Genomic DNA, 23087 nt, shown 5'->3' with positions numbered 1-23087 from the left:
GTGTCGATAGACTTCAACCCGATGTTAATGAATCCCGCCTGCGAGCGTGGATATTCCCCCAATTAATGGTTGTCGCGCGCCGTGCCGGCGGCCCACATCGCGGCGTAGCGCCCGCCCGCGGCGAGCAAATCCTCCGGCGAGCCGTCTTCGACGATGCGCCCGCCGTCGATCACCAGGATGCGGTCCGCGCGGGCCGCGGTGGCGAGGCGGTGGGCCACAATCACGGAGGTGCGCCCGGCCGTGGCGGAGTCGGCGGCGTCGAGCACGGCGCGCTCGGTGGCGGGGTCCAGGGTAGCGGTGGCTTCATCCAGCAGCACCACGTCGGGCTCGAGCATCTCGGCGCGCGCAAGGGCGATGATCTGCCGCTGGCCCGAGCTCAAGCCCCGCCCGCGCCCGCCGACGTGCGCGTTGAACCCGCCGGGGATCGCGGCGATGACGTGAAGCGCGCCGATGCGCGCGACTGCGGCCTGAACCTCCGCGTCGCTCGCCCCGGGCACGCCGTACGCGATGTTCTCCGCCACCGTGCCCTCGAAGAGGTAGGACTCCTGCGGCACCTGCGCGAGCGCGCGCCGCCAGGCGGGCAGCGGGAACTCGGCGATGTTCCTCCCGGACGCGCGCACCTCACCCGACGACGGATCGTAGAACCGCGCAAGCAGCTTCACGACGGTCGATTTCCCCGCACCCGTCGGCCCCACCAGCGCCACGGTCTCGCCGGGGGAGAGGGTGAGATCCATGTGCTCGATCACGGCGTCGGTGGCAGTGTCGGTGTCGGTGTCGGCGGTGCGGTAGGAAAATGAGACGTCGGCAAGCGAAAGCTCCCCGCGGGCCGCGGTGCGTGCGCCGGGGGCGGTGCCGGTGTCGGGGACGGTGGTGCGCTCGCCCAAGAGCGCGGTGATGCGGTCGAAGCTGACGGTGGCTTGCTGCCAGGAGTCGAAGATTTGGCCGAGCTGCTGGATCGGGCCGTAGAGCTGGCCGAGGTACATGGTGAACGCGACGAGGACGCCGACGGAGAGCTCGCCCTCGGCGACGCGCTGCGCACCGACGCCGATGACCAGGGCGGTCATGATCTGGGAAATCGCCTGCATGCCGGGGAAGTAGGTGGCCATGAGGGTGACGGTGCGCATCCGCAGGCGCCGGTAGGTGTCGCTGGCCTCGGCGAACGCGGCCTCGGCATGGGCCTCCCCGCGGTGCATCTGGGTGACGCGGATGCCGCCGATGAGCTCGGCGAACTCGCCGTTGACGGCGGAGATCTGCTGGCGCGCGGCGGTGTAGGTGCGCTTAGAGAAGTGCCGGAACACCACCGTGGCCGCCACGATCACAGGTACGGCGAGCAGCGCCACGCCGGTGAGCTCGAGGTCGGTGGCCACAAGCATCGCGGCGACGCCGATGAGGCTGCCGACGGACACGATCGCCTGCGCCAGGCCGGTCTGCAAAAAGGACGACAGGGTGTCGATGTCCGTGGTCATCCGCGTCATGATTTTGCCGCTCAGCCGCGACTCGAAGTAGCTCAAGCCGAGCTGCTGCAGGTGGGCGTAGCTGCGCAGACGCAGGCCGTAGAGGAGCCGTTCGCCTGCTCGGGCGGCCAGCACCGTCACCGCGGCGTCCGCGGCCCACGCGAGCACCACGACGCCGAGGGCCGCCGCGCCCACCTGGATGAGGAAGCGGGTGTTTTCCGGCTCGATGCCGCCGTCGATGGCCGCGCGGATGAGCGTCGGGAAGGCGAGGTCCGCGGCCACGCCCACGACCAGCAGTACGACGGTCGCGGCGATGAGCCAGCGCACGGCCTTGAACAGGCTCGCGACCTTGAATTCGCTCGACGGGGTGCGCAGCCGCTCAAGCGTCGCCGCGGAAAGCTCGGGGCGCTCGGTGGCGGCCGGGAGCTTGGCCACGCGCGCCATCAGCTCCGGCGTCGCGGTCACAGGTGCGTTGCGCCCGCCGCCGCCCTTCGCCCCGGACGGCGGGGGCAGCACGTGCACTTCGTCGTGGTGCGCAACGTCCGGCCACAGCTCTCCAGGACAGGGCTCACGCTTGACGACGCTTCCTTCCTCCACCTCCGGGTCCATCACCTGCCGGTAGGCATCGGTGGCGGTGATCTCGGCGCGCAGGCCGTCGGCGACGATGCGGCCGCGGTCCATGACCACGACGCGGTCGGCGAGCGCCACCGTGGACTGGCGGTGCGCCACGGCGATGACGGTCACGCCGGTGAGGTGTTCGCGCAGGTTAGCCAGGATGGCGGCTTCGTTCTCGGCGTCGATGGCTGAGGTGGCGTCGTCGAGCACGAGCACCGCCGGTGCGGCGATGAGCGCCCGGGCGAGCGCGATGCGCTGGCGCTGGCCGCCGGAAAGGGTCAACCCGCGCTCGCCGACGAGGGTGTCGTAGCCGTCGGGGAGGCGCTCGATGAACTCGTCCGCGCGAGCGAGGCGGGCGGCGTGGCGCACGGCCTCAGCGAGCGCCGCGGGGCCCTGGCGTCGCAGCTCGTCCGGGGCCCCGAGGGCGATGTTGTCGAAGACCGAGGTGGAAAACAGGAACGCCTCGTCGAAGACGCAGGTGACCCTGCTGCGAATCGCGTCGAGCGGGAGGTCGGGGTAGGTGATGCGGTTACCTGCGGCGTCGGTAAGCGCGATGCTCCCCTGATCCGGCTCGTAGAAGCCGCCGGCGAGCTGTACGGCCATGGACTTGCCGGCGCCGGGCGGGCCGACGACGGCGACGGTTTCGCCCGGTGCGACGTCGAGGGTGAAGCCGCTCAGGACCTGGTAACCGTTGGTGGAGAAATCGACGTGCGAGAACGCGATGCCGCAGTCCCCGCTCGGGGCCGCGCCGGTTGCGGCGTGGGCGGGTTCTGGTGCGAGTGCGAGGACTTCTTCGAGCCTGTCGACGGAGCTCATGCCCATCTGCATGCGCACGTACTGGCTGGTCAGCGCCGCCATCTGGGAAGTCATGGAGCTCAAGTACGCGGTGAATGCGACGAAGGCGCCGACGGTGATGCCGCCGCGGATCGCCGTGATGCCGCCGGCGACAATGGTGATTACGAGCGCGACTTTGGGCAGCTGGGAAAGCACCGGCTGGAAGCGCGCGGTGAGCTTCGCGGCGCGCATTTTGACGGCGTAGAGCTCGCGGCCGAGGTCGTCGAGGCGGTCGATCTCTCGCTGCTCCTGGCCGAAGGCCTTGACCACGCGCACTCCGGAGACGGTTTCCTCGACGTGCTGGGTGAGGTCGGCGGCCGTCTGCTGGTTCACCCAGGTGGCGGCGTAGAGGGCCTGGCGGGAGCGGTTTGCCTCGATGAGGATGAGGGGGAGCAGCGCCAGGGCCATGAGGGTGAGCGGGATGTCCATCGCGAACATCACGGCGAGTGTCACCGCGAGCTGGAGGGCGCGGGTGAGCAGCATCGGCGCGGAGGCCAGCACCATGTGGAACTGGTTGAGGTCGGTGATCGAGCGCGACACGATCTGCCCGGCCTCGATGCGGTCTTGACCGTTGCCGTCGAGGCGGTGCAGCGAGCGCAGATGCTCCACGCGCAGCCAGTGCTGCGAATTGGAGGCGAGCCTGCCGGAGGTGAAGCGGCGGACCCAGTTGAAGGCGTAGGTGAGAAGCGCCACCGCCACCATGGTCCAGGCGACCCGGGTGACGGAGCCGTCGGCGTTGCCGGTGGCGATGTCCACCGCGCGGCCGGTCAGCGCCGGCACCGACGTTTGCAGGAACGCGCTGAGGGCTGCGGCGGTGAACGCGGCGGCGGCTGGGGCCGCGTTGGCTTTGAGCGCGCGGGTGAGCAGGCTATTCCGCGTCGTTCTCATCCCCCTTCTGCTTGCGGCCGAAAATCTGCATGATCCAGGCGGCGAACTCGCGTGGGTTGGCGCTCAGCTTCGCCTCGACGGCGCGCTCCGCCTCATCCTCCTCCTCGGGTTCCGGCAGCGGCTCGGCGAAGTAGGCCGGCGGGGTGCCCAGGGCGTCGTTCACGTTGTTCAGCACAACGTTGGCTAGCTTGCGGTTCGCCGCGGTGCCGGCGGCCGCGCCCAGGCCCAGCGGCAGGAGTTTACCCAGCCACGCGCGGCGGAATTTCTTATTGAAGGAGCGCAGCGCGGCCCGGGTGAGAATGTTGTTCGCCTCCGCCAGGCCCGGGCCGGAGAACTTGGCCATGGTGTTTTTGCCGGGGAGCTTGGTGGAGTCCTCGCCGAGCAGCGCCTCCACGATGGCCACGCCCTGGGTGCCCATGAGGGTGGTCAGCACCATGGCGCGGCGGCGGTCCGGGTCCTTGATGTCCTCGCCGCGCAGGTAGGCGGCGGCGACGGTGTAGAACGCGGCGAGGTCGAGGAAGAGCACGGACTCCGCCGCGATCGCGGCAGTGCCCGTGATCAGGCCGATGCCGGGCACCGCGGCGGTCGCGCCCGCGCCGGCGCCGGTGACGGTCACGGTGTTGCGGAAGTGCTTCTCCATTATCTTCTGGATCTCGGCCGGGGAAGCGTCCGGGTTCTGGCGGCGCAGCCAGTGCACGTAGGCCTTGATGGTGCCGGACTGCAGATTCACTACCTTGTCCACGGCGCTGATGAAGGCGCGGCCGAGCGGTCCGGCCTCCTCCTGGAGGCGCTCCGGATCGGATGCGAGGACATCGGTGATGATCTCTCGCGCTTCCTCGCGCTTGGCAATTGTGTCGCTCTTGCGGTTAAACATGGCGCCTCCTTGTAGGGCCTCGGGGTCCGGCTAGGACAATCGCGAAAAGTGCAGCATCTGCACAGGCCACGCCATTCCCGCGGTAATTGAATTGTGATCTTGGTAGCTAGGCTTGAGGGTGTGAACGCTGCGACAACTTTCAACGTGCCCACCACCGCGGGCACCGTGCGCGGCATTCTCCACGACCGTACAGGGGTGCGCACGTGGAGGGGCGTGCCGTACGGCGCATCGACGACGGGGGAGTGCCGCTTCCGTGCCCCGCGTCCCGCCGAGCCGTGGCGCGGCGTGCGCGACGCCTCCCGCTTTGCCCCGCCCGCGATGCAGGGCAGCTTCGGCTGGAAGGACACTGTCATCGGCACCGAGGACTGCCTCACACTCGACATTGTGCGCCCCGATACCGACGACGAACTCCCCGTCGTCGTGTACTTCCACGGGGGCACCTTTGTCACCGGCGCCAGCAACGAGAAAGTGCTGCGCGGCTACCACCTCTCCTTGGCGACGGACGTGGTCTACGTCTCCGTGAACTTCCGCCTCGGCGTGCTGGGCTACCTGGACTTCCGCTCCATCGGCCCGGATTGCGCGGCGAATCCGGCGATGCTCGACCAGATCCTCGCGCTCAAGTGGGTCGCGGCGAACATCGCGAACTTCGGCGGCGACCCGTCGCGCGTGACCATCATGGGCGAATCCGCCGGCGGCGCCGCCGTGATCCACCTCATGTGCGCCCCGGCCGCGCGGGGCCTGTTCCACGGGGCGGTCGCGCAGTCCCCGCCGTCGGCAAGCGTGCACTCGCGAGTGCAGGCTGCGATGTGGGTGCGCGCGCTGATCGACGGCATGGGCATGTCCCGCTTATCGACGCTCGAGGACCTGCGCGACGCCGACGCCGAGGACCTGGTGCGGACCGGGCAGTCGATGCTGCTCAACAGCAGGGAACTGGTGCAGCTAAACACCAGCTTCATGCCAACGGTGGACGGCGTGACCCTGCCGGAACACCCGATCGACACGTTCGAGGGCGGCAGGCAGGCGGCGGTGCCACTCATCATCGGCACCAACGCCGAGGAAACCAGCTTTGCCAAGGCGATTTATCAGACCACGAAGCAGCGGCACCGGGCCGCGCGCCGGGCGCTCGACGTGTACGACCCGGAGAACGCCCAGCTAGTGATCGACGCCTACGGTGACGCGCTGGGCCGCGCCGATTTCGCCGATCTCATCGCCGACGCCGTGTTCTGGGCGCCGTCGGTGATGCTGGCCACGGCACACCGGCGCGTGGCGCGGACGTGGATGTACCGCTTCGCCTACGCCTCCGAAACAATGCGGCGCCTGGGCCTGGGCGCCATGCACACCGCCGACCTGGGCGCGGTGTTCGGCGACCCGCGCGCCACCCGCGCCTCCCGCATCGACCGCCTCGGCTCCTCCGAGGGCTACGAGGAGGTCAAGGAGGTCATGCAGTACCACTGGGGCTCCTTCTTCCACACCGGCGCGCCGGGGGAGGAGTGGCCTGAGTACGGCTTCCGCAACGAGGACGTGCCCGGACGCGCGACCCTGGTGGTGGACCGCGAATCCTACGTTGAGCTGGACCCGAAAGCGGATCAGCGGCGCGCGTGGGAGGAGTTCGACATGCGCGAGTGGGGCAACAGCCGCGCCGATCTGGCCGAGTCCCTGGCCTTCGTGTTCGGCTTCGGGCTGCCGGGCGAGAACATTTCGGACGCATAAGGGTTCCGGCGTGCCCGTTTGGTGGCTAGGCTGGGGCACGCCTCACGACAACTGGAAGGTAGGGGTACGGCCATGAGCTTTTTCGAGGACCTTGCTGCCGCGCTTGACCGCGACGGTATTGAATCCCGCGTGCACGACGAGACCATGTTCGTTCCCATCACGGCAGATGTGGAGATCCAGTTCGTGGAGATCGACCCGCACCTGCCCGCCGCGAACGTGTACATCGCCGCTGCGGACGTGGATGAGGACGACGACGAGTTCGAGGCCGTGCTGGTCTCCGTCGTCTTCTCCGTCGAGAATGCGGTGCAGACGGTGGCGGACCACGTGGCCACCGACCAGGTGGTGACCGTGCTGCGCGACCTGCTCGAAGGCACCGACGAGCGCATCGGCGACCTGGAGTTCTTCCAGGACCGCGTGAACCCGCAGCTGGTGCGCGCCGAGGTCGGCGAGAACGCCGAGCTGCAGGTGCTGGTCGAGGTCGTCGACGGCGTGCCCTGCGCCGAGGTGCAGTTCGTTGCCCTCACCGACTCCTACGACGACATGATGGACGACGCAATCGGCGAGCTGTGGGAGTCCGACGGGGACGCCGAGCTTTCCGACGAAGACCGCATCCGCCTCTTCGAAGCCATCCACGCCGAGGTTGTCGATGAGTCCGAGATCCTGGACCTCGGCCGCTTCTCCGATTTCGACCGCCTCTTCGAGGTGCTCTCCCTGGCCGCCGACCACGCCGAGGACTGGGAATCCCAGCTCCTGCCTGTCGACAACGACTTCGACGAGCCCGATGTCTACGACATCTTCGGCGCAGACGACCACGGCGAGGAGGACGACGAGGACGACGAGCTCGACGAGGGCGACGAGGTGGAGCTCGACGACGACCTCGACGACGACGGTCTCGACTTCGAAACCGTCGACGCCATGGACTTCGAGGACGACGACGCCCCGACCGGCATCGACCCCGACCGTGCCGTCGACACCGAAGACGAGATCTAGCCGCTGCGAGCGCACCCGTCCCGCGAGCCGCTAGGCCGCGACCATCCCCTCGAACAGGGAAGAAGGCGACGGGATGGGTGTGTAGGAGCCGTCGACAAGCCAGACGTACGTCGCCGCGCGTGCCGACGGGAGCTCGTGGACGGCGCTGATATCAGTGTCGTCGATTAGCGCGCGCACCCACGCCTCCGTGTAGCGGCGATCGGCCGGCAGCCCGGATGCGTCGGTGATGCGCAGCTCGATGACGTACGCCGGGACCTGCGTTTCGCCGTAACCGCGGATGCGGGCCTGCGCGCGCGGGCCGACGCGGCGGCGCGTGACCGCAATGGACAGCTGCGGGCCGGAGCCGATCCGCGGTAGCAGTTTTGTCGGCGGCCGCCAGGTGGCCTGCGGGCGCGCGAGGCTGCGCGGGTGGTGGATGACGGCATCGAGACGCTCGAGGGTCTCGGAGTAGAGTTCCTCGATCTCAGCGGCGATCGCTTCGGGCGTGGTCAGCGGGGTGTAGTTGGAGGGGCGGGGGGACTTGTGTGCGGTGGAACCGAATGCTGTGTTGAACATGACCCGCACGTTACGGGGTGGGTCCGGCACGGGGATTGGGCGAGTAGAACGTGTGTGCGAAACCTGGGCTTGGTTGCGTGGTTGCTGAGCGGGCGAACAGACCTTCCGGCCCCGCTCGGCCACAAACCCGGCTAAACCCCACCCTGCCACCCCGGAACCAACCACCCGCGCACCCGGCCCGCCACCCACCCCGCCAGGGAACGGGCTACGCTAGCGAGCGCTATGACCACGCCTCAGCAACCTGGCCAACCGCCAGCCGCCAGCGCAGCAGCCGGCAACGCAGCAACCAGCAGCGAACCAGCCGCCAGCTCAGCAGCCGGCACCACCACCGACACCCCCAAACCGCCGATCCCGCGCACAATCTGGGTGCTGTCGATTGCGGCGTTCATCATCGCGTTGGGGTACGGCTTTATCGCGCCGGTGCTGCCGCAGTTCGCGGTGAGCTTCAACGTGTCGATGGCCGCGGCGGGTGCGGTGATCTCGGCGTTTGCGCTGGCGCGGCTGATCGGCGCGCCGGGGGCGGGCCGGCTGGTGGACAAGCTGGGGTCGCGGCCGGTGTATATAACGGGCCTGCTGATCGTGGCTATCGGCACGTTCTTCGTGGCGTTCGCGCAGGCGTACTGGCACATCCTGGCGCTGCGGTTCTTCGCGGGCTTCGGCTCGACGATGTTCACGCTGTCGGCGCAGGCGCTGATCGTGCGGGTGACGCCGCCAAGTATCCGCGGCCGGGCGAATGCGATCTACGCTACCGCGTTCCTGCTGGGCAACATCTTCGGTCCGATTATCGGCGCGGCGCTGTCGTTTCTGGGGTACCGCATCCCGTTTGCGGTATACGGCCTGGGCGTGGCGCTGGCGGCGCTGATCGTCTGGCTACTCACCAACCCGAAGCCTGGCGCGCAGCCGCTGCCGCCCACCAAGCCGGCGATGCAGTTCACCCAGGCGTGGCGGCTGCCCACGTACAAGTCGCTTTTGGCGGTGGCGTTCGTGTCCGGATTCGTCAACATGGGTGCGCGTGTGGCGGTGGTGCCGCTGTTCGCGGCGTCGGTGTTCGAGCACGGCGCGGCGGCGTCGGGGCTGGCGTTGACGGCATACGCGGTTGGCACGGCGATCATACTGCAGTTTTCGGGCCGGCTCGCGGACAAGCTGGGCCGACGCCCCATGATCGCGATGGGCCTGGGCACGATCGCCCTCTTCACGGCCATCCTGGGCTTCTCCACGAGTTTCTGGCCGCTGATGATCATCTCGGCGTTCGCAGGTGTCGGCGCAGGCCTGATGGGCCCGGCGATGCAGGCGGTGCTGGCGGACATCATCGGCAATGACCGCTCGGGCGGTAAGGTGCTGTCCACGTACCAGATGACGATGGATGCAGGCCAGATCCTCGCACCCGTCGTGGTCGGGTGGGTGGCGCAGGTCGCCGGGTTCGCCGCGGCGTTCGGCGTGTGCGGCGCGCTGGCGGCGGTCGCGCTCGCGGTGTGGCTGATCGGCGGCACCGAAACCATGCCCACCCAGCCGGCAGCACAGAAGGGAGCCCGCCCGTGACACGCGTCATCCTCGACTGCGACCCCGGCATCGACGACACCTACGCGCTGATCTACCTCGCGGCGCTCAACCACGCGGGCCGCATAGAGCTGGACTGCGTGACGACGTCTGCCGGCAACGTCGATGCGCAGCAGTGCGCTCGCAACGCGGCGTGGGTGCTCACGCAGTGCGGGCTGCGCACGATCCCGCTGGCCGCGGGCCTGCCCGGCCCGCTCAAGTTGCCGCTGACCACCACGCCCGAGACGCACGGCGACACGGGCCTCGGCTACGTCACGGCGCCCGAGCGCCATGTGGAGCACGACTGGGACCTGCTGTGGATCGACTCGATCGAGCGCGGCACGGAGGATCTCCACCTCATCGTCACCGGCCCTGCGACCAACCTGGCGGCGTTCGCGCGGCTGCACCCGGAGCACTTCGCCAAGCTCGAACACATCACCGTCATGGGCGGGGCGGTGAACTACCCGGGCAACACCACGCCCACGGCGGAGTGGAACTTCTGGGTGGATCCGCACGCGGCGCAGGAAGTATTCACCGCCGCGCACACGCCGATCACGCTCTGCCCGCTGAACACCACGGAGCAGATGGTGTTGGAGCCTGAGCGGCTGGAAATGATCGTCGAAAAGCTTGGGCCCACGCCGATTGCGGAGGACCTGAAGGAGATCACGCGGTTCTACTTCGAGTTCCACGAAGACGTGGGGGAGGGCTACCGTGCGCAGATCCACGACCTGCTCACGGTGCTCGTCGCGCTCGGCGATGTGGCAACGAGCGACTGCTTGGCGACGATCGATGTCGAGCCAACCAGCGAACTCACCCGCGGTACCGTCGTCGCGGACCTGAGGGGGATGTGGGAACGCGAACCGAATGCGCGGGTGATTACGGGCGCGGAGATCGCCAAAGCGTGGGAGGCGTTCGAGCGGGCCTGCGCCACGCACTCGGACTTCTTCTCGGGTGACGCGGCGCTGGCGGCGGGTTACCACCGCAAGGCCGAGGACTGAACAGGCTGCTAGACTCCCTGACCGAATGCGCGGGTGCCGAGGTGACATAGGCCGCCCGCAATTGCATGCACCTCGTCTTGACCCGATTTAAGGGAGCACCTATGTCTACCGCCACCACCACTCCGGCCGGCCAGCCTGCGCGCGGCGCCGAGTGGACCCCGGCCCGCCGCGGTCTCGTCATCGCCGGCGCGGCCGTCATCGCCGCCACCTGGCTCTACCTCGTCCTGGTCCGCCCGGCGGATTGGGAGAACGTCACCGGCTCCACGCAGGGCATCATCACGCTGCTGGGCTATGGCATCGGCACCATTTTGCTGCTCATCGCCACGGTGCCGGTGCTGCCGGCGCGCACGCTGGGCCTCATCCCGATCGCGATGATCATCAACTCCGTGGTCGGCGAGATCGTCGGCTCCTCTGGCCTCCCGCTGTACCTGGACTCGGTGGGCACCGTGCTGGTCGCCGCGCTGGCCGGCCCGGTTGCGGGCATGACTACCGGCGCGCTGAACAACGTGGTGTGGGGCCTGCTCAACCCGGCGGCGCTGCCGTTCGCCGCGGGCGCGGCCCTGATCGGCTGGCTGTCCGGCGAGTTCATCCACCGCTTCCACGCGTTCAAGAACATCGGCACCGTGATCATCTACGGCCTGCTCCTCGGCGTTGTCGGCGGCATGGTGGCCGCCCCGGTCGCGGCGTTCGTCTACGGCGGCACCGCCGGCGTCGGCACCGGTGCCCTGGTGTCCCTGTTCCGCGAGATGGGCGGCTCCCTCATCGCGTCGGTGACCACCCAGGCGTTCATCTCTGACCCGGTGGACAAGCTCATCGTCATGCTGGTGGCCTTCTTCACCGTCAAGGCGCTGCCGAAGCGCACCGTGGATGCGTTCGCCCCGCGTGAGGGCCAGGGCTCCGCAGGCGCTACCGCCGCCACCGTCTAAGTGGTCAACCCGCTCACCGCGCTCGCCGTCGGCGCGTCCGGGTGGATCCTCGTCATGGGGATCAACACCCCGGCCGCATCGGCGGCGATTGTGCTTCTCTCCCTGATCGTCGCCACCGCGAAGACGAGAAACCTCGCGCCCATCATCGCCGTGGTGGTCCTGGCGCTACCGGTAGCAGCATCGATGGTGCTCATCCACGCCCCATACGGCGAGGAGCGGATCGCGCCGCTCATTACTGCCGACGGCCTCGCCACCGCCGGCGAGCTCGCCCTCCGCTTCACCGCGCTCATGGCCTGCCTGCTCGCCGCCGGCACGTTCGTGCGCGTGCCGGACCTGGCGAAGGCGCTCCAAATCCTGCCCGGCGGCAACCGCCTGAGCTACATCGCCGGTTCCACCCTGCAGCTGTTCCCGCAAGGCAGCCAGCGCGTCCGCATCACACGCGACGCAAACCGCCTCAAAGCGCGCCCGATCACGCTGAAAACCTCCGTGCCGAACCTGATCATGCCGGTGCTCACCGAGCTGCTCACCCTCAGCTCGCACCGCGGCCGCGCGCTGGAAACCGCAGGCTACGACCTCCCCGGCCGACGCACCGTCCTGCGCCCCGTCCCCGACAACACCCTGCAGCGCACCATCCGCTGGGCCACGCCCCTCATCTGCCTGGCGGTGGCAATATGGCTCTGACCTTCAACCTCACCCCGCTCACGGACGCCCTCGAGCGCAGCGACACCGTCCAGATCATCGCCGATTCCGGCGCCGGGCTGACCTCGCTTGCCAACCAGATTCATGAGACGTGGCCGAATGCCGCCGTCGTCGGCCAGGACCCCGTTGCCCACATCACGTACCTGCGCGAGACGGTTATCGAGGAGGTCGCCGTCGGTCTCGAGCAGCGCGGCGTGCCGCAGGCCGAGATGCTCGAACGCTGCCAGCGCATCCTCACCGCCGCGGACCTCAGCGACCTCGCCGAGCGCAACCCCGCCAAACTTTCCGGCGGGCAGACACGCCGCGTGGCCATCGCCGCCGTCGCCGTCCTCGAGCCAGCAGTCCTCGTCCTCGACGACCCCTTCGCCGGCCTCGACACCGACTCCGCCGCGCGCATCGCCGCACTCCTCGAGGCGCTGCCCTCCCGCATCGTGCTGCTGGGCACCCGCCCGCGCGACATGCGCGGGGAGCAGCTTTCGCTTCACGACGCTTCCTTGCACCCCTTCACCCCAACCCCAACCACCACGGCCTCACCCGCGCCGGTGACTGCCCTCGACCTGCCGGACCTCGACCTCGGCGAGGTGGCCGCCACCCGCGGCGGCAAGAAACGCAAGTGGTGGCAATTCCGCGCGGCGGAAGAGCCCGTGTTCACCGCGGGACCAATTGATCTGCGGGTGCGACCCGGTGAGGTGGTCTGGCTGCGCGGCGCGAACGGCGCCGGCAAGACCACACTCCTGCGTGCAATGGCCGGCCTCGACGGCAACCCGGGCCTGGAAGCCGAGCGCGGCATCACCGTCTCGCTGGCTTTGCAACGCGCCGCGGACCAACTCGCCGAATCCACCGTCGGCGCGTTCGTGGGCAATGACGAGGCCCTGGCCCAGCTCGCCGACCTCGGCGTAACGCTGGATCCGGACGAGCACCCGCTTGACCTGCCCGCCGCGCACCTACGGCTTGCGCAGCTCGCCCAGGTGTTCTCGCAGCGGCGCCAGCTCGTGCTTCTCGACGAACCCGACGTAGGCCTCGACATCCCCAACCGCGCCCGCGCCCACGCGCTCATCGCCGAAGGCCTCGCCGCCGGCGCCGCCGTGATCCTCACCTGCCACGACGCCACCTTCGCCGCCGAGGTGGGGGAGTATGCGGCGGTGGGGGAGCGGGTGCTGGGCTAGGCGACGGCTACAGCGCCATCAGGCGAGAATGCACCGCGTCGGACACCTTCTTGATGTCCTCCGCGTAGCGGTCGCGCTGCTTACCGGCGGATCCTCTGATGCCGTCCGCGTACGTGAGTTCTGCGATCGGTGAGTGGCTGTCTTGTGCAGTCGCCGGCATTGAATACATGTGCGGGACGTGGCCGAGCAGGTACTGATCGTTCTTCTGGCTCAGCGAGTCGCCGATCCGGAGGGCTTCATCTTCGAATTTGTCGCGGAATCGCTCGAAAGCACCGACGAGGACGTCCTGGCCGTTGGACGTTTTCTTTACGTACTCGAGAGTGGTGTAGCCGAGGTAGCGCAACTGGCTACCGCCATGTCCAGGCAGGCGGAGGTTCCGGGCTTTCTTTTGGTAGTTCGGGTTGTAGTCCTTCCAAGCGAGGATGTTGCCTTCCGCCATCTCCGAGTATTCGGTTACCCAGTTGTCGAACCAGCGCGCCAGGTTTCCGAAGGCGTGGTAGCTGAACAGATCGGTGGCCGTAGGGGTGACAAAGGCGTCGCAGCCGAGCAGCACGGTGCGGTTGAACGGGCCGAGGCTGGGACCAACGTCGAACAGGATGACGTCGTAGCGGTCCTCATCCTCCATCGCGGTCACGAGCTGCCCGGCCCAGTGCACGCGCCTGAACGCCGCAGTTTCGCGGCTGAGAGCCATCTGCCAGGCCGCAGACATCACGTCTTCGATCTGTGAAAGAGAAGGGTTACCCGCGAGCACGTCAATTCCGAAACGCTCGGACCGGTACACCGGGAAGTCCGTGTCGATCTCCGGCTCGCCCTCCCGAAGCGGGATGAAGATGCTGTAGACGGTCTTAGCCAGGGATTCCTGGAGGGCGTCCTTCGGATCGTCAGCGCCGTCGTAGATCTCGGAGGTCTGCTTTTCAGTCAGAAGCAGTTGCGTGGCGTTGCACTGGGGATCGCAATCCACATACAGCACCCGAAGGCCACGCTCCGCGAAGTGGTACGCGACGTTGGTGGACAAGGTCGTCTTGCCGACGCCGCCCTTGTTGTTGAAGAAGCTCAGGGTCTTGACGCCAGCCACGATTCCTCCATCAGTTCACGAACTGCTCGATCGTATCGCACCTACCGACTCACTGCCCGTGCTTGTCGACGAGCTTGCTAGCGGTGATCGTGTTGAACAACGAAGCCTCGATCGGCACTCGAATTTTGAGATCTGTCGAGACCACGTCGAGCTGCACCCCCTTGTCGTTGAACATCGTTCGTTGCTGGGGGTTGGTGGCATCCGCCTGCCCGAGGTAGTAGTGATCGGAGCCGTCAGCGTCTTCACGCTGCACAAACAAGTGAAGGTCGACATCGCCAGCGAGAATTGGAGCGAGCTCGCGACTTCGCAGGGTACGGCCGTGGCGGCTAAACCAATGCATGGTTGAGCGATCCACGAGCGTGTCCTCGTAGCGAATGCTCGCTGGGGCGTCTGCGTCCTTGTGATAAGTCACAAAGATCGGGCACGTGGCCGATTCTTCGTCCACCCGGTACCCGTACATTGTTGACTCCAGGTTCTTGGACCAGTTCAGCAGCCGCGCTGCGTCCTTACGGGTGTAGGTCTTACCAACTAGGAAGGAATCCTGCTTGGCATACTGCTGGGCGTTGAGGAGTAGGCCGGTATGTAGGGCATCGTCAACGTGCGCCCGGAAACTAGTCTCCGGGGCGAGGTGCTGGCCGGCGTAGGAAAAGTAAATTCCGGCGAATGTTTCTCCTAGCTTGAACTGATTCCCATTCCGTACGACGATCGGTTGCCCCCCGTACTTCGCTGCGGTCTGCTCCTTGAACCAGGTGAGGTCAAGGACGCGTTCGACAGACTTCAGGGTCAGCTCCGAGACTGCGAGATCAGCATTCCAAGCGCGAACAACGTTTTTGAATTCATTGAGTTGCAAAGCGCCGTTGGGACCTCGATTCAGCAGTTCCCGGAGCAACAGCAGCTCTTGAGGTCTCTTCCCGTTCATGAGCTCGACAGTGAGCATTGAAAGGATTGCATCCTCCGCCGAGCTAGGGCCGGCGTCCACAAAGCGGAGTTCTTTGAGCAGTGCCCAGTAGTTACGTGCCTTATTGTCAGTAGCTGCAAGTACATAGGGGTCCATCGCCTCATGGAAGATGAAGTCCGCAAGTTGAGGGATTTTGCCAAGCCGAACCTGGAGCTTGTTGATCTCGTCTCGCCTCGTTCGGCGATCCGAGATTCGTGCCTTCCTCAGGGACTCGAGTACTCGGCGAGTGGACACCTCGTCGAAACTGACTGTGGAGTTGCCGGCCGTCGGGTGGCGACGGGTCCGGCGAAGCTTGTCGACGATTCGGTCCTTGTTGTGCGAACGGTCGCCGGTGAGAGCAATCGGGATCAGGTAGTTGTTCGCATAGTTGCCGATGAAGTCGATAACGCGCAGGGATCGCTTCCCTGTAGACCTTCTCAGTCCGCGACCCAGCTGCTGCGTGAAAATGATCGATGATTGGGTGCTGCGGAGAAGTACTACGACGTTGACTGAGGGGATATCGATGCCCTCGTTGAAAATATCGACGGTCAGGATGTAATCCAGGGCACCGGCTTCTAATTGTGCAACGGCGGTCTCGCGCTCCTGAGTCGTGTTCAGACCTGAAAGGGCGACGGTTCGGAGCCGTTTGCCGTGAACGATCCTCCTGTTTAACTGCGCCGAAAGCTCCGCGGCTTCGTCGTTGCGGCTGCAAAAGAGCAGCCCCTTCGTCCCCTGGGCAAACGAATACTCCCGCAGAGTTTGCACGATGTAGTCGACTCGAGCGTCAGAAACGAGTTCTGCCAGGTCGGAACGATCGCCGATAGATCCACGAGCGGTTTCGAAGTCGGTGACGCCGTAGTAGTCGAAGGGAACCAGCATGTGGTTCTCAAGCGCACCCTCAAGGCGGATCTCGTAGGGCACGTTGTAGTCAAAGAGCTCGAAAATGTTGAAGCCATCGGTTCGTTCTGGGGTTGCAGTGAGACCCAGCATGAACTCCGGTCGGAAGTGCTTCATTACCGCTTGGTAGGACTGCGCACCGGAGCGGTGGACCTCGTCGAAAATGATGAGATCGAACTGCAGCGGTGAGATCTCAGCTAGGTTCTCGGGCCGCGAGAGGGACTGGATCGTGGAGAATACGACAGTGCGATTCAGTTCCTTCTGCTGGCCGACGAAGAATCCAATGGCGGAGTCGTCGAGTTCGAGCACTGCCTTGAACGACTCCGCGGCTTTACGGAGGATTTGCTCCCGGTGCACGATGAACAAGACATTTCGCGGTTTCATTTGTCGGACCGCTAGGGCAGCCAGAATCGTCTTGCCCGTACCAGTGGCAGAGATAATCAGAGCACGTTTCTCTCCAGCGCTCACAACACTGTCGAGTTCCGCAAGCGCCTCGACCTGCATGGCGTTGGGGAGAATCCGCTCACCGGAGGCGCTGATCTCCAACGGCTGGTCGTCTTGAATAACGATTGTCCGTGTGCTCCGCTTCTTCTCGTATTCTTGAATCCACTCTTCGGTCAATGGACGAGCGGAGTCGAGGTGCTTCTGAGCTGCCTCATGCAACTGCCAAGCGATGTCACCATCTCGGTGAGTGGAAACGCGAAGGTTCCACTCCTGGTTGCTCATCAACGCATTTCGGGTGAGGTTCGAGCTGCCCACAAGCGCCGTGATGTGGTCGCGATGAGTAAAGATGTAACCCTTCGCGTGGTGCGGGACATCTTCCATGACGAAAACATCGACGTTATTCAGCGTGAGGAGTTCGCGGAACGCGGCTGGCTCGTTGAAGTCGAGATAGGTACCGGTGATGATCGTTCCGCGGCCGGAAAAGTTTTGGAGCTGCTGCTTGATCGTGCCGATGCCGTCGGCGGACACGAAGGCAACGGAGAAGATGAACTCGTCAGCATCCTCAAGTTCCGCGCGGAGAACGCCAAACATGGTCGACTCATCTTGATTCTCGATCAGCAGCGGGTTCTCAATGAGGTTTGCTGGCGTATCGCGGTCGATGAAACCGTGGTTCAGATCCGCGCGAAGCGAGGGCAGGGAGCGTTCCACGGTTACCCGAGTTGCTCAGTTACGAGTTCGACGGCCTCGATATCTGCTGGTGCCCACTCGAGCTTGCCGAGGTCAGCGGGGCCAACCCAGCGGATTTCGGCGTGTTCTGACACGGTGGGTGTGCCGCCCACCAAGGTGCAGTAGTAGGTAGAGAGGTTCACGATGCCGAAGTCGTATTCGTGGCTCGTGGTGACAATGTGCTTTCCGACTTCGACTTGAATCCCAAGTTCCTCGAAAAGTTCACGGGCGAGTGACGCCTCGGGGGTCTCACCTGGTTCGATTTTGCCGCCGGGGAATTCCCACATGCCTGCCATGGACATTCCCGGTCCTCGTTGCGCTGCGAGGACGAGACCGTCCCTCACAAGGACGGCACCGACAACATCGATCTGCTTAGGCATGGGGCTCATTCTAGGGGCAGGCACTGGAAACAAACGTCGAAAAGCGAAAGCCTCCACGAGGGAGGCTTTCGGGGAAGGGGTAAGACCTAGTCGGTGAGGCCGGTGGATTCGACGACCTCGCGCAGGGTCTTGGCGGAGGAAGCGAACTTCTCGTACTCGTCCTCGGAGAGGCGCAGCTCGACGACGTTGCGCACGCCGTGGCGGTTGAGGATGGTCGGGGTGCCGATGTAGATGTCCTCGAGTGCGTACTCGCCCTGGAGCAGCGCGGAGACCGGCAGGGCCACGTCCTCGTTGCGCAGGATCGCGCGGGTGATGCGGGCGAGCGCGGAGCCGATACCGAAGGAGGTGTTGCCCTTGCGCTTGATGATGTCGTAGGCGGCGTCGCGGGTCTGGACGAAGAGTTCGTCGATCTTGTCGTAGATCTCCGGGTTCTCCTCGGCCTCCTTCTCAAGCATGGAGTGCAGCGGCACGCCGGCGACGGTGCCGGTGGAGATGACGGGCAGCTCGGAATCGCCGTGCTCGCCGATGATGTAGTTGTGCACGGCGGACGGGGCGAGGTTGAAGTGCTTGCCCAGGTTGTGGCGCCAGCGCGCGGTGTCGAGCACGGTGCCGGAGCCGATGACCTGGTTGGACGGCAGGCCGGTCTGCTTCCAGGTGACGTAGGTGAGCACGTCGACCGGGTTGGTGGCCACGAGGTAGATGCCGTTGAAGCCGTTCTCCATCACCTGGGAGTTGATGGAATCGAAGATCTTCACGTTGCGGGCGACCAGGTCCAGGCGGGTCTCACCCTCGCGCTGTGCAACGCCAGCGCAGTTGACGATGAGGGCGGCGTCGCGGCAGTCCTCGTACGTGCCGACGGTGACCTTGATGTTGTTGCCGGAGAACGGGACCGAGTGGGAGAGATCCTCCACCTGAGCCCAGGTGAGCTCCTCGTTGAGGTCGATGATGGCCAGGTGGTCAGTCAGGCCCTGGTTGAGGATGGCGTATGCGTACGCGATGCCCACCGCGCCCGCGCCGATGAGCACAACCTTGGTGCCGGGGGTAACGGGGGCAGGGTGCAGGTTCGGTTCCGGAGTTTGCATAGGGAGACAGACCTTTCGGGGGAAGTAGCGAGTGATTCCGTTATTTGCAACTTCCAGACTACGCCTAAGGTCGCACTATTTCCGGTCGTAGACCGACGGCGCCTCGGCGATGGCCTGCGGGCGGCCGGTGACAAAGTAGAGGATCGTCATGAGGACGGTGAAGCCCACGCCCACCGCGAGCGCCAGGTGGTACTGCGGCAGCCACGCCATGATGCCGAAGGTGAACAGGATAAACGCCACCGCGAACCACTGGCCGTAGGGCCAGAAGGGGACTGGGAAGCGGAGGTTCTGTTCCTGCTGCGGTGTCATGTGGCGTCGGGAAGCGAGGTGCGCCAGGAGGATCATCAGCCACACGAAGACTGTGGCGAATGTCGCAAGCGCGGCGATGGTCTCGAAGACGTTGGGGAACACGGCGTTGAGCGCCACGCCGACGACGAGGACGATGAGCAGCGAGACTGTGGTCATCACCGGGATGTCTCGGATGGTCTTGGACATCGCGCGGGGTGCCAGGCCCTCGCGGGCGAGGCCGGTCAGGACGCGGCCGGTGCCGAAGAGGTCAGCGTTGATCGCGGAGAGCGCCGCCGTGATGACGACGACGTTGAGCAGCGCCGCCGCCCAGTTCACGCCCAAGGTGGTGAAGATCTGCACGAAGGGGGATTCCTCTCCCGTGATGGTGCGCCACGGGTTGAGGATGAGAATGATCAGGATCGCCAGGACGTAGAAGATGAGGATGCGCGCCGGGACGGTGTTCACGGCCTTGGGGATGGCGCGGTCCGGGTCGTCCGCCTCAGTGCCGGCGACACCGATGATCTCCGTGCCGCCGAACGCGAAGAGCACGAGGATGAACGCGGCGATCATGCCCTGCGGGCCGTTGGGGAAGAAACCGCCGTCGTTCCACAGGTTGTCGATGCCGGTGTGCGTGCCCGGGTCGCCCAGGTTGAACGCGAGGATGGCTGCGCCGCCGACGATCATGGCGACGACGGCAGCGACCTTGACCAGCGTGAACGCGAACTCCAGCTCGCCGAACCAGCGCACGCTGGCGAGGTTCGCCGCGCCGATGATGAGGAGCGTGACAGCAATCCACACCCAGCTCGGGGTTTCCGGGAACCAGAACTTCATGTAGATGCCGATTGCGGTGAGGTCTGCCAGGCAGACAATCATCATCTCGAACGCGAACATCCAGCCCGTGATGTAGCCGCCCAAGCCGCCGAGGTGCTCGCGGCAGTACACGGCGAAGGAGCCGCGAACCGGGTGGCGCACACTCATCTCGCCGAGCGCGCGGAGCATGAAGTACACCACCGCGCCGCCGAGCAGGTAGACCAGCAGCACGGACGGGCCGGCCGCCTGGATCGCGCCGGCGGAACCGTAGAACAGACCGGTGCCGATCGCCGAGCCGAGCGCGATGAAGTGGATGTGCCGGTGCGTCAACCCCCTCCGCGGTGCTGCTTGTGCTGGTTGCGTGGGCGCACTGGTAGCGCCGGAAACGGGGGATGACATGGGGCTTCGTCACACCTTTGGACTAGGCGGGAGAGTTATGACGTAAGAAGCATAACGCCTGGGCCGGAGTTTCCATGACGGGTGTCTAGGTGTTGGTTGGTTAGCGCTTCGGCGAGCCGGGAAAGAGAGGAGGCAAATCGGGTTTACGAATTCTCCGGGTCGCACTAAAATAGGGCATAGGATCTCACCGACTTTAGGTGAACCAAACCCGCCGCACCCCCTGCTGAATGCAGGGGGTGACGCGCTTCGCTACCCCTGTGATTTGTAACAGACCATAGCGACACATCGGTTGATATGGGGTTCGGAAACTTCTGAACACTGGGAGGTCCCGGAAACGCGAAATAGCAGAACACGGCGCATGTGGCGTACGCTGGGGCAACAATGACTATTTCCGAGAACGCCACCGGCGGCGAGTTTGAGCCGGATATGAATACGTCGGAAAATCAGGACAACCCGCAGGATGTCGTGGCCGAGCAGGCCGCAGCTGAGGACACCAGGGATGCGGGAGCTTCTGAGGAGACCGGCGCTGCGGAGGATTCCGCGGCCACTGCCGAAACTGAAGAGAACGAGATTTTGACCGTCGCCGATGTCATCGGTGACACCGAAGCTGAGCCGGCTGGGGCTGAGCCGGTAGAAGAGCCGGCTGAGGAAGACGAAGCTGACGAGGCTGAGGCGGCGGAACCGAACGTCGGTACGCAAGAGCCCGAGGAGGAGCCGCACGGGTTTGAGAACCTCGGCCTGCCGGAGCGCGTGCTGGAGGCGGTGAAGCACGTCGGCTTCGAGCAGCCGTCGCCGATTCAGGAGCAGACCATCCCGCTGCTGATGGAGGGCCGCGACGTGGTCGGCCTGGCGCAGACGGGTACGGGCAAGACCGCGGCGTTCGCGCTGCCGGTGCTGAGCCAGATTGATCCGTCGAAGCGCTACCCGCAGGCGCTGGTGCTCGCGCCGACGCGTGAGCTGGCGCTGCAGGTGTCGGATTCCTTCCAGTCCTTCGCGGACCACCTCGGCGGCATCCACATCCTGCCGATCTACGGTGGCCAGGCGTACGGCATCCAGCTCTCTGGGCTGCGTCGTGGCGCGCAGGTGATCGTCGGTACGCCGGGGCGCGTCATCGACCACCTTGAGAAGGGCTCGCTGGACATCTCCAGCCTGCGCTTCCTGGTGCTTGACGAGGCCGACGAGATGCTGAACATGGGCTTCCAAGAGGACGTGGAGCGCATCCTCGAGGACACGCCGGACGAGAAGCAGGTCGCGCTGTTCTCGGCGACGATGCCGGGTGCGATCCGCCGCATCTCCAAGCAGTACCTCAACGACCCGGTCGAGGTGACGGTTAAGAGCGAGACCCGCACCAACACCAACATCACCCAGCGCTACCTCTACACCGCGCACCGCAACAAGCTCGACGCCATCACCCGCATCCTCGAGGTGACCGAGTTCGAGGCGATGATCGTGTTCGTGCGCACCAAGCAGGAGACCGAGGAGATCGCGGAGAAGCTGCGCGCCCGCGGCTTCTCGGCCGCCGCCATCAACGGCGACATTGCACAGGCGCAGCGCGAGCGCACGGTTGACCAGCTTCGCGACGGCCGCCTGGACATCCTCGTGGCTACCGACGTCGCCGCCCGCGGCCTGGACGTGGAGCGCATCAGCCACGTGCTGAACTACGACATCCCGAACGACACCGAGAGCTACGTCCACCGCATCGGCCGCACCGGCCGCGCGGGCCGCACCGGCGAGGCGATCCTCTTTGTCACCCCGCGCGAGCGCCGCATGCTCCGCTCCATCGAGCGCGTCACCAACGCGACCATCGAGGAGATGGAGCTCCCGACTGTCGACGAAGTGAACGAGAGCCGCAAGGCCAAGTTCATGGACTCCATCACCGAGTCCCTGGAGGCCGGCGACCTGCAGGTGTTCAAGTCGATGGTGCGCGAGTACTCCGCCGCCAACAACGTGCCGATGGACGACATCGCAGCGGCCCTGGCCACCCAGGCACAGGCCGGCGACGAGTTCCTGATGAAGGAACCGCCGAAGGACAAGCGCGACCGCCGCGACCGCGAGCGCTTCGACCGCGAAGACCGCCGCGACCGCGAGCGCGGGGACCGCCGCGGGCGTTTCGACGATCGGGGCGAGCGACGCGACCGCGGCCGCAGCCGCTTCGAGCACGACGACGAGAACTTCGACACCTACCGTCTGGACGTCGGCAAGCGCCAGCACGTGCGCCCGGGTGCCATTGTCGGCGCCCTGGCCAACGAGGGCGGCCTGAGCTCCAAGGACTTCGGCCGCATCACCATCGGCGGCGACTTCACCTTGGTTGAGCTGCCGAAGGGCCTGGACCAGGCGGTGCTCGATCGCTTGGAGGACACTCGCATCTCCGGCCAGCTGATCAACATCCAGCGCGACCACGGCGCGCCGGCCAGCGGGCGTGATCGTAGTGACCGCGGTGATCGTGGTGGTTACCGCGGCGGCCGCGACCGCGACTTCGACCGTGACCGTGACCGCGGGGATCGCGGCGGGCGCGGCGGCTACCGAGGTGGCCGCGACCGCGATGACCGCGGCGGACGTGGCCGGGGCGGCTGGGACCGTGACCGTGACGACCGAGGTGGGCGCGGCGGTTACCGAGGCGGCCGCGACCGCGATGACCGCGGTGGTCGCGATGATCGCCGCGGCGACCGGGGAGACCGCGGCGGTTTCCGCGGCGGCCGCGACCGTTACTAGCGTCGGCTAGCGTCGGCTAGCGTCGGTTTCGAGACCCTCGTCCCTTCCGGGGCGGGGGTCTTTTTCGTTGGTGGGGCGGGCGGTAGTGGACT

The 23087-nt window shown here is 66.2% G+C and carries 16 protein-coding genes; 8 read left to right on the top strand and 8 right to left on the bottom strand.

Annotated features, from left to right (window positions below; all coding sequences use genetic code 11):
* Window positions 1–62: 62 nt before the first annotated feature.
* The gene (locus tag M5J20_RS04125) at window positions 63–3791 is read right to left on the bottom strand and encodes an ABC transporter ATP-binding protein (RefSeq protein ID WP_253576618.1); all 3729 of its coding nucleotides are present in this window, start codon (window positions 3789–3791) and stop codon (window positions 63–65) included.
* Window positions 3772–4665: a hypothetical protein gene (locus tag M5J20_RS04120; RefSeq protein ID WP_253576610.1), complete on the bottom strand. Its 894-nt coding sequence runs from the start codon at window positions 4663–4665 to the stop codon at window positions 3772–3774. The genes M5J20_RS04125 and M5J20_RS04120 overlap by 20 nt, the downstream gene beginning before the upstream one ends.
* Window positions 4666–4785: 120 nt before the next feature.
* Between M5J20_RS04120 and M5J20_RS04115 the strand changes: the two genes are divergently transcribed.
* Window positions 4786–6375 (top strand): carboxylesterase/lipase family protein, encoded by a 1590-nt coding sequence (locus tag M5J20_RS04115; protein ID WP_253576607.1) that lies wholly within the window; start codon window positions 4786–4788, stop codon window positions 6373–6375.
* A gap of 72 nt (window positions 6376–6447) precedes the next feature.
* Window positions 6448–7365, top strand: coding sequence for a hypothetical protein (locus M5J20_RS04110; RefSeq protein WP_253576605.1), 918 nt, complete (start codon window positions 6448–6450; stop codon window positions 7363–7365).
* A gap of 30 nt (window positions 7366–7395) precedes the next feature.
* Here M5J20_RS04110 and M5J20_RS04105 read toward each other — a convergent pair whose 3' ends face one another.
* On the bottom strand, window positions 7396–7920 hold the full coding sequence (locus M5J20_RS04105) for a hypothetical protein (protein WP_253576604.1): 525 nt from the start codon (window positions 7918–7920) through the stop codon (window positions 7396–7398).
* 222 nt (window positions 7921–8142) lie between these two features.
* Between M5J20_RS04105 and M5J20_RS04100 the strand changes: the two genes are divergently transcribed.
* From M5J20_RS04100 to M5J20_RS04080, 5 genes are all read left to right on the top strand, one after another.
* Window positions 8143–9459, top strand: coding sequence for an MFS transporter (locus M5J20_RS04100; protein WP_253576602.1), 1317 nt, complete (start codon window positions 8143–8145; stop codon window positions 9457–9459).
* Window positions 9456–10454 (top strand): nucleoside hydrolase, encoded by a 999-nt coding sequence (locus M5J20_RS04095; RefSeq protein WP_253576600.1) that lies wholly within the window; start codon window positions 9456–9458, stop codon window positions 10452–10454. The genes M5J20_RS04100 and M5J20_RS04095 overlap by 4 nt, the downstream gene beginning before the upstream one ends.
* 101 nt (window positions 10455–10555) lie before the next feature.
* Window positions 10556–11380 carry an ECF transporter S component gene (locus tag M5J20_RS04090; RefSeq protein ID WP_253576598.1) on the top strand — a complete coding sequence of 275 codons (825 nt, stop codon included), beginning with the start codon at window positions 10556–10558 and terminating at the stop codon, window positions 11378–11380.
* Window positions 11381–12061 carry an energy-coupling factor transporter transmembrane component T family protein gene (locus M5J20_RS04085; RefSeq protein ID WP_253576596.1) on the top strand — a complete coding sequence of 227 codons (681 nt, stop codon included), beginning with the start codon at window positions 11381–11383 and terminating at the stop codon, window positions 12059–12061.
* The gene (locus M5J20_RS04080; RefSeq protein ID WP_253576595.1) at window positions 12052–13245 is read left to right on the top strand and encodes an ATP-binding cassette domain-containing protein; all 1194 of its coding nucleotides are present in this window, start codon (window positions 12052–12054) and stop codon (window positions 13243–13245) included. The genes M5J20_RS04085 and M5J20_RS04080 overlap by 10 nt, the downstream gene beginning before the upstream one ends.
* A 7-nt stretch (window positions 13246–13252) precedes the next feature.
* Here M5J20_RS04080 and M5J20_RS04075 read toward each other — a convergent pair whose 3' ends face one another.
* The 5 genes from M5J20_RS04075 to M5J20_RS04055 form a co-directional block, all read right to left on the bottom strand.
* On the bottom strand, window positions 13253–14320 hold the full coding sequence (locus tag M5J20_RS04075; protein WP_253576594.1) for a ParA family protein: 1068 nt from the start codon (window positions 14318–14320) through the stop codon (window positions 13253–13255).
* A gap of 49 nt (window positions 14321–14369) precedes the next feature.
* Window positions 14370–17306 carry a DEAD/DEAH box helicase gene (locus M5J20_RS04070; protein WP_253576592.1) on the bottom strand — a complete coding sequence of 979 codons (2937 nt, stop codon included), beginning with the start codon at window positions 17304–17306 and terminating at the stop codon, window positions 14370–14372.
* Between the two features lie 2 nt (window positions 17307–17308).
* On the bottom strand, window positions 17309–17704 hold the full coding sequence (locus M5J20_RS04065) for a (deoxy)nucleoside triphosphate pyrophosphohydrolase (RefSeq protein ID WP_253576590.1): 396 nt from the start codon (window positions 17702–17704) through the stop codon (window positions 17309–17311).
* Window positions 17705–17790: 86 nt separating this feature from the next.
* On the bottom strand, window positions 17791–18786 hold the full coding sequence (locus tag M5J20_RS04060; RefSeq protein WP_253576588.1) for an L-lactate dehydrogenase: 996 nt from the start codon (window positions 18784–18786) through the stop codon (window positions 17791–17793).
* 75 nt (window positions 18787–18861) lie between these two features.
* A complete protein-coding gene (locus tag M5J20_RS04055) occupies window positions 18862–20283 on the bottom strand; it encodes an amino acid permease (protein ID WP_253576586.1) in 1422 nt (473 codons plus the stop codon).
* A gap of 381 nt (window positions 20284–20664) precedes the next feature.
* Here M5J20_RS04055 and M5J20_RS04050 point away from each other — a divergent pair, with 381 nt between their 5' ends.
* Window positions 20665–22995 carry a DEAD/DEAH box helicase gene (locus tag M5J20_RS04050; protein ID WP_253576584.1) on the top strand — a complete coding sequence of 777 codons (2331 nt, stop codon included), beginning with the start codon at window positions 20665–20667 and terminating at the stop codon, window positions 22993–22995.
* Window positions 22996–23087: the final 92 nt, after the last annotated feature.

The sequence above is a fragment of the Corynebacterium stercoris genome, assembly GCF_024160105.1.
Taxonomy (GTDB): domain Bacteria; phylum Actinomycetota; class Actinomycetes; order Mycobacteriales; family Mycobacteriaceae; genus Corynebacterium; species Corynebacterium stercoris.
The sequence above is the reverse complement of the archived record's forward strand: the minus strand, read 5'-3'. Positions and strand labels throughout refer to the sequence as shown.

Excerpts from the sequence above, each read along its gene's own strand:
- M5J20_RS04120 (WP_253576610.1), bottom strand. The coding sequence starts at position 4,665 with ATGTTTAACCGCAAGAGCGACACAATTGCCAAGCGCGAGGAAGCGCGA.
- M5J20_RS04125 (WP_253576618.1), bottom strand. The coding sequence starts at position 3,791 with ATGAGAACGACGCGGAATAGCCTGCTCACCCGCGCGCTCAAAGCCAAC.
- M5J20_RS04060 (WP_253576588.1), bottom strand. The coding sequence starts at position 18,786 with ATGCAAACTCCGGAACCGAACCTGCACCCTGCCCCCGTTACCCCCGGC.
- M5J20_RS04110 (WP_253576605.1), top strand. The coding sequence starts at position 6,448 with ATGAGCTTTTTCGAGGACCTTGCTGCCGCGCTTGACCGCGACGGTATT.
- M5J20_RS04090 (WP_253576598.1), top strand. The coding sequence starts at position 10,556 with ATGTCTACCGCCACCACCACTCCGGCCGGCCAGCCTGCGCGCGGCGCC.
- M5J20_RS04065 (WP_253576590.1), bottom strand. The coding sequence starts at position 17,704 with ATGCCTAAGCAGATCGATGTTGTCGGTGCCGTCCTTGTGAGGGACGGT.
- M5J20_RS04050 (WP_253576584.1), top strand. The coding sequence starts at position 20,665 with ATGACTATTTCCGAGAACGCCACCGGCGGCGAGTTTGAGCCGGATATG.
- M5J20_RS04055 (WP_253576586.1), bottom strand. The coding sequence starts at position 20,283 with ATGTCATCCCCCGTTTCCGGCGCTACCAGTGCGCCCACGCAACCAGCA.
- M5J20_RS04080 (WP_253576595.1), top strand. The coding sequence starts at position 12,052 with ATGGCTCTGACCTTCAACCTCACCCCGCTCACGGACGCCCTCGAGCGC.
- M5J20_RS04105 (WP_253576604.1), bottom strand. The coding sequence starts at position 7,920 with ATGTTCAACACAGCATTCGGTTCCACCGCACACAAGTCCCCCCGCCCC.
- M5J20_RS04100 (WP_253576602.1), top strand. The coding sequence starts at position 8,143 with ATGACCACGCCTCAGCAACCTGGCCAACCGCCAGCCGCCAGCGCAGCA.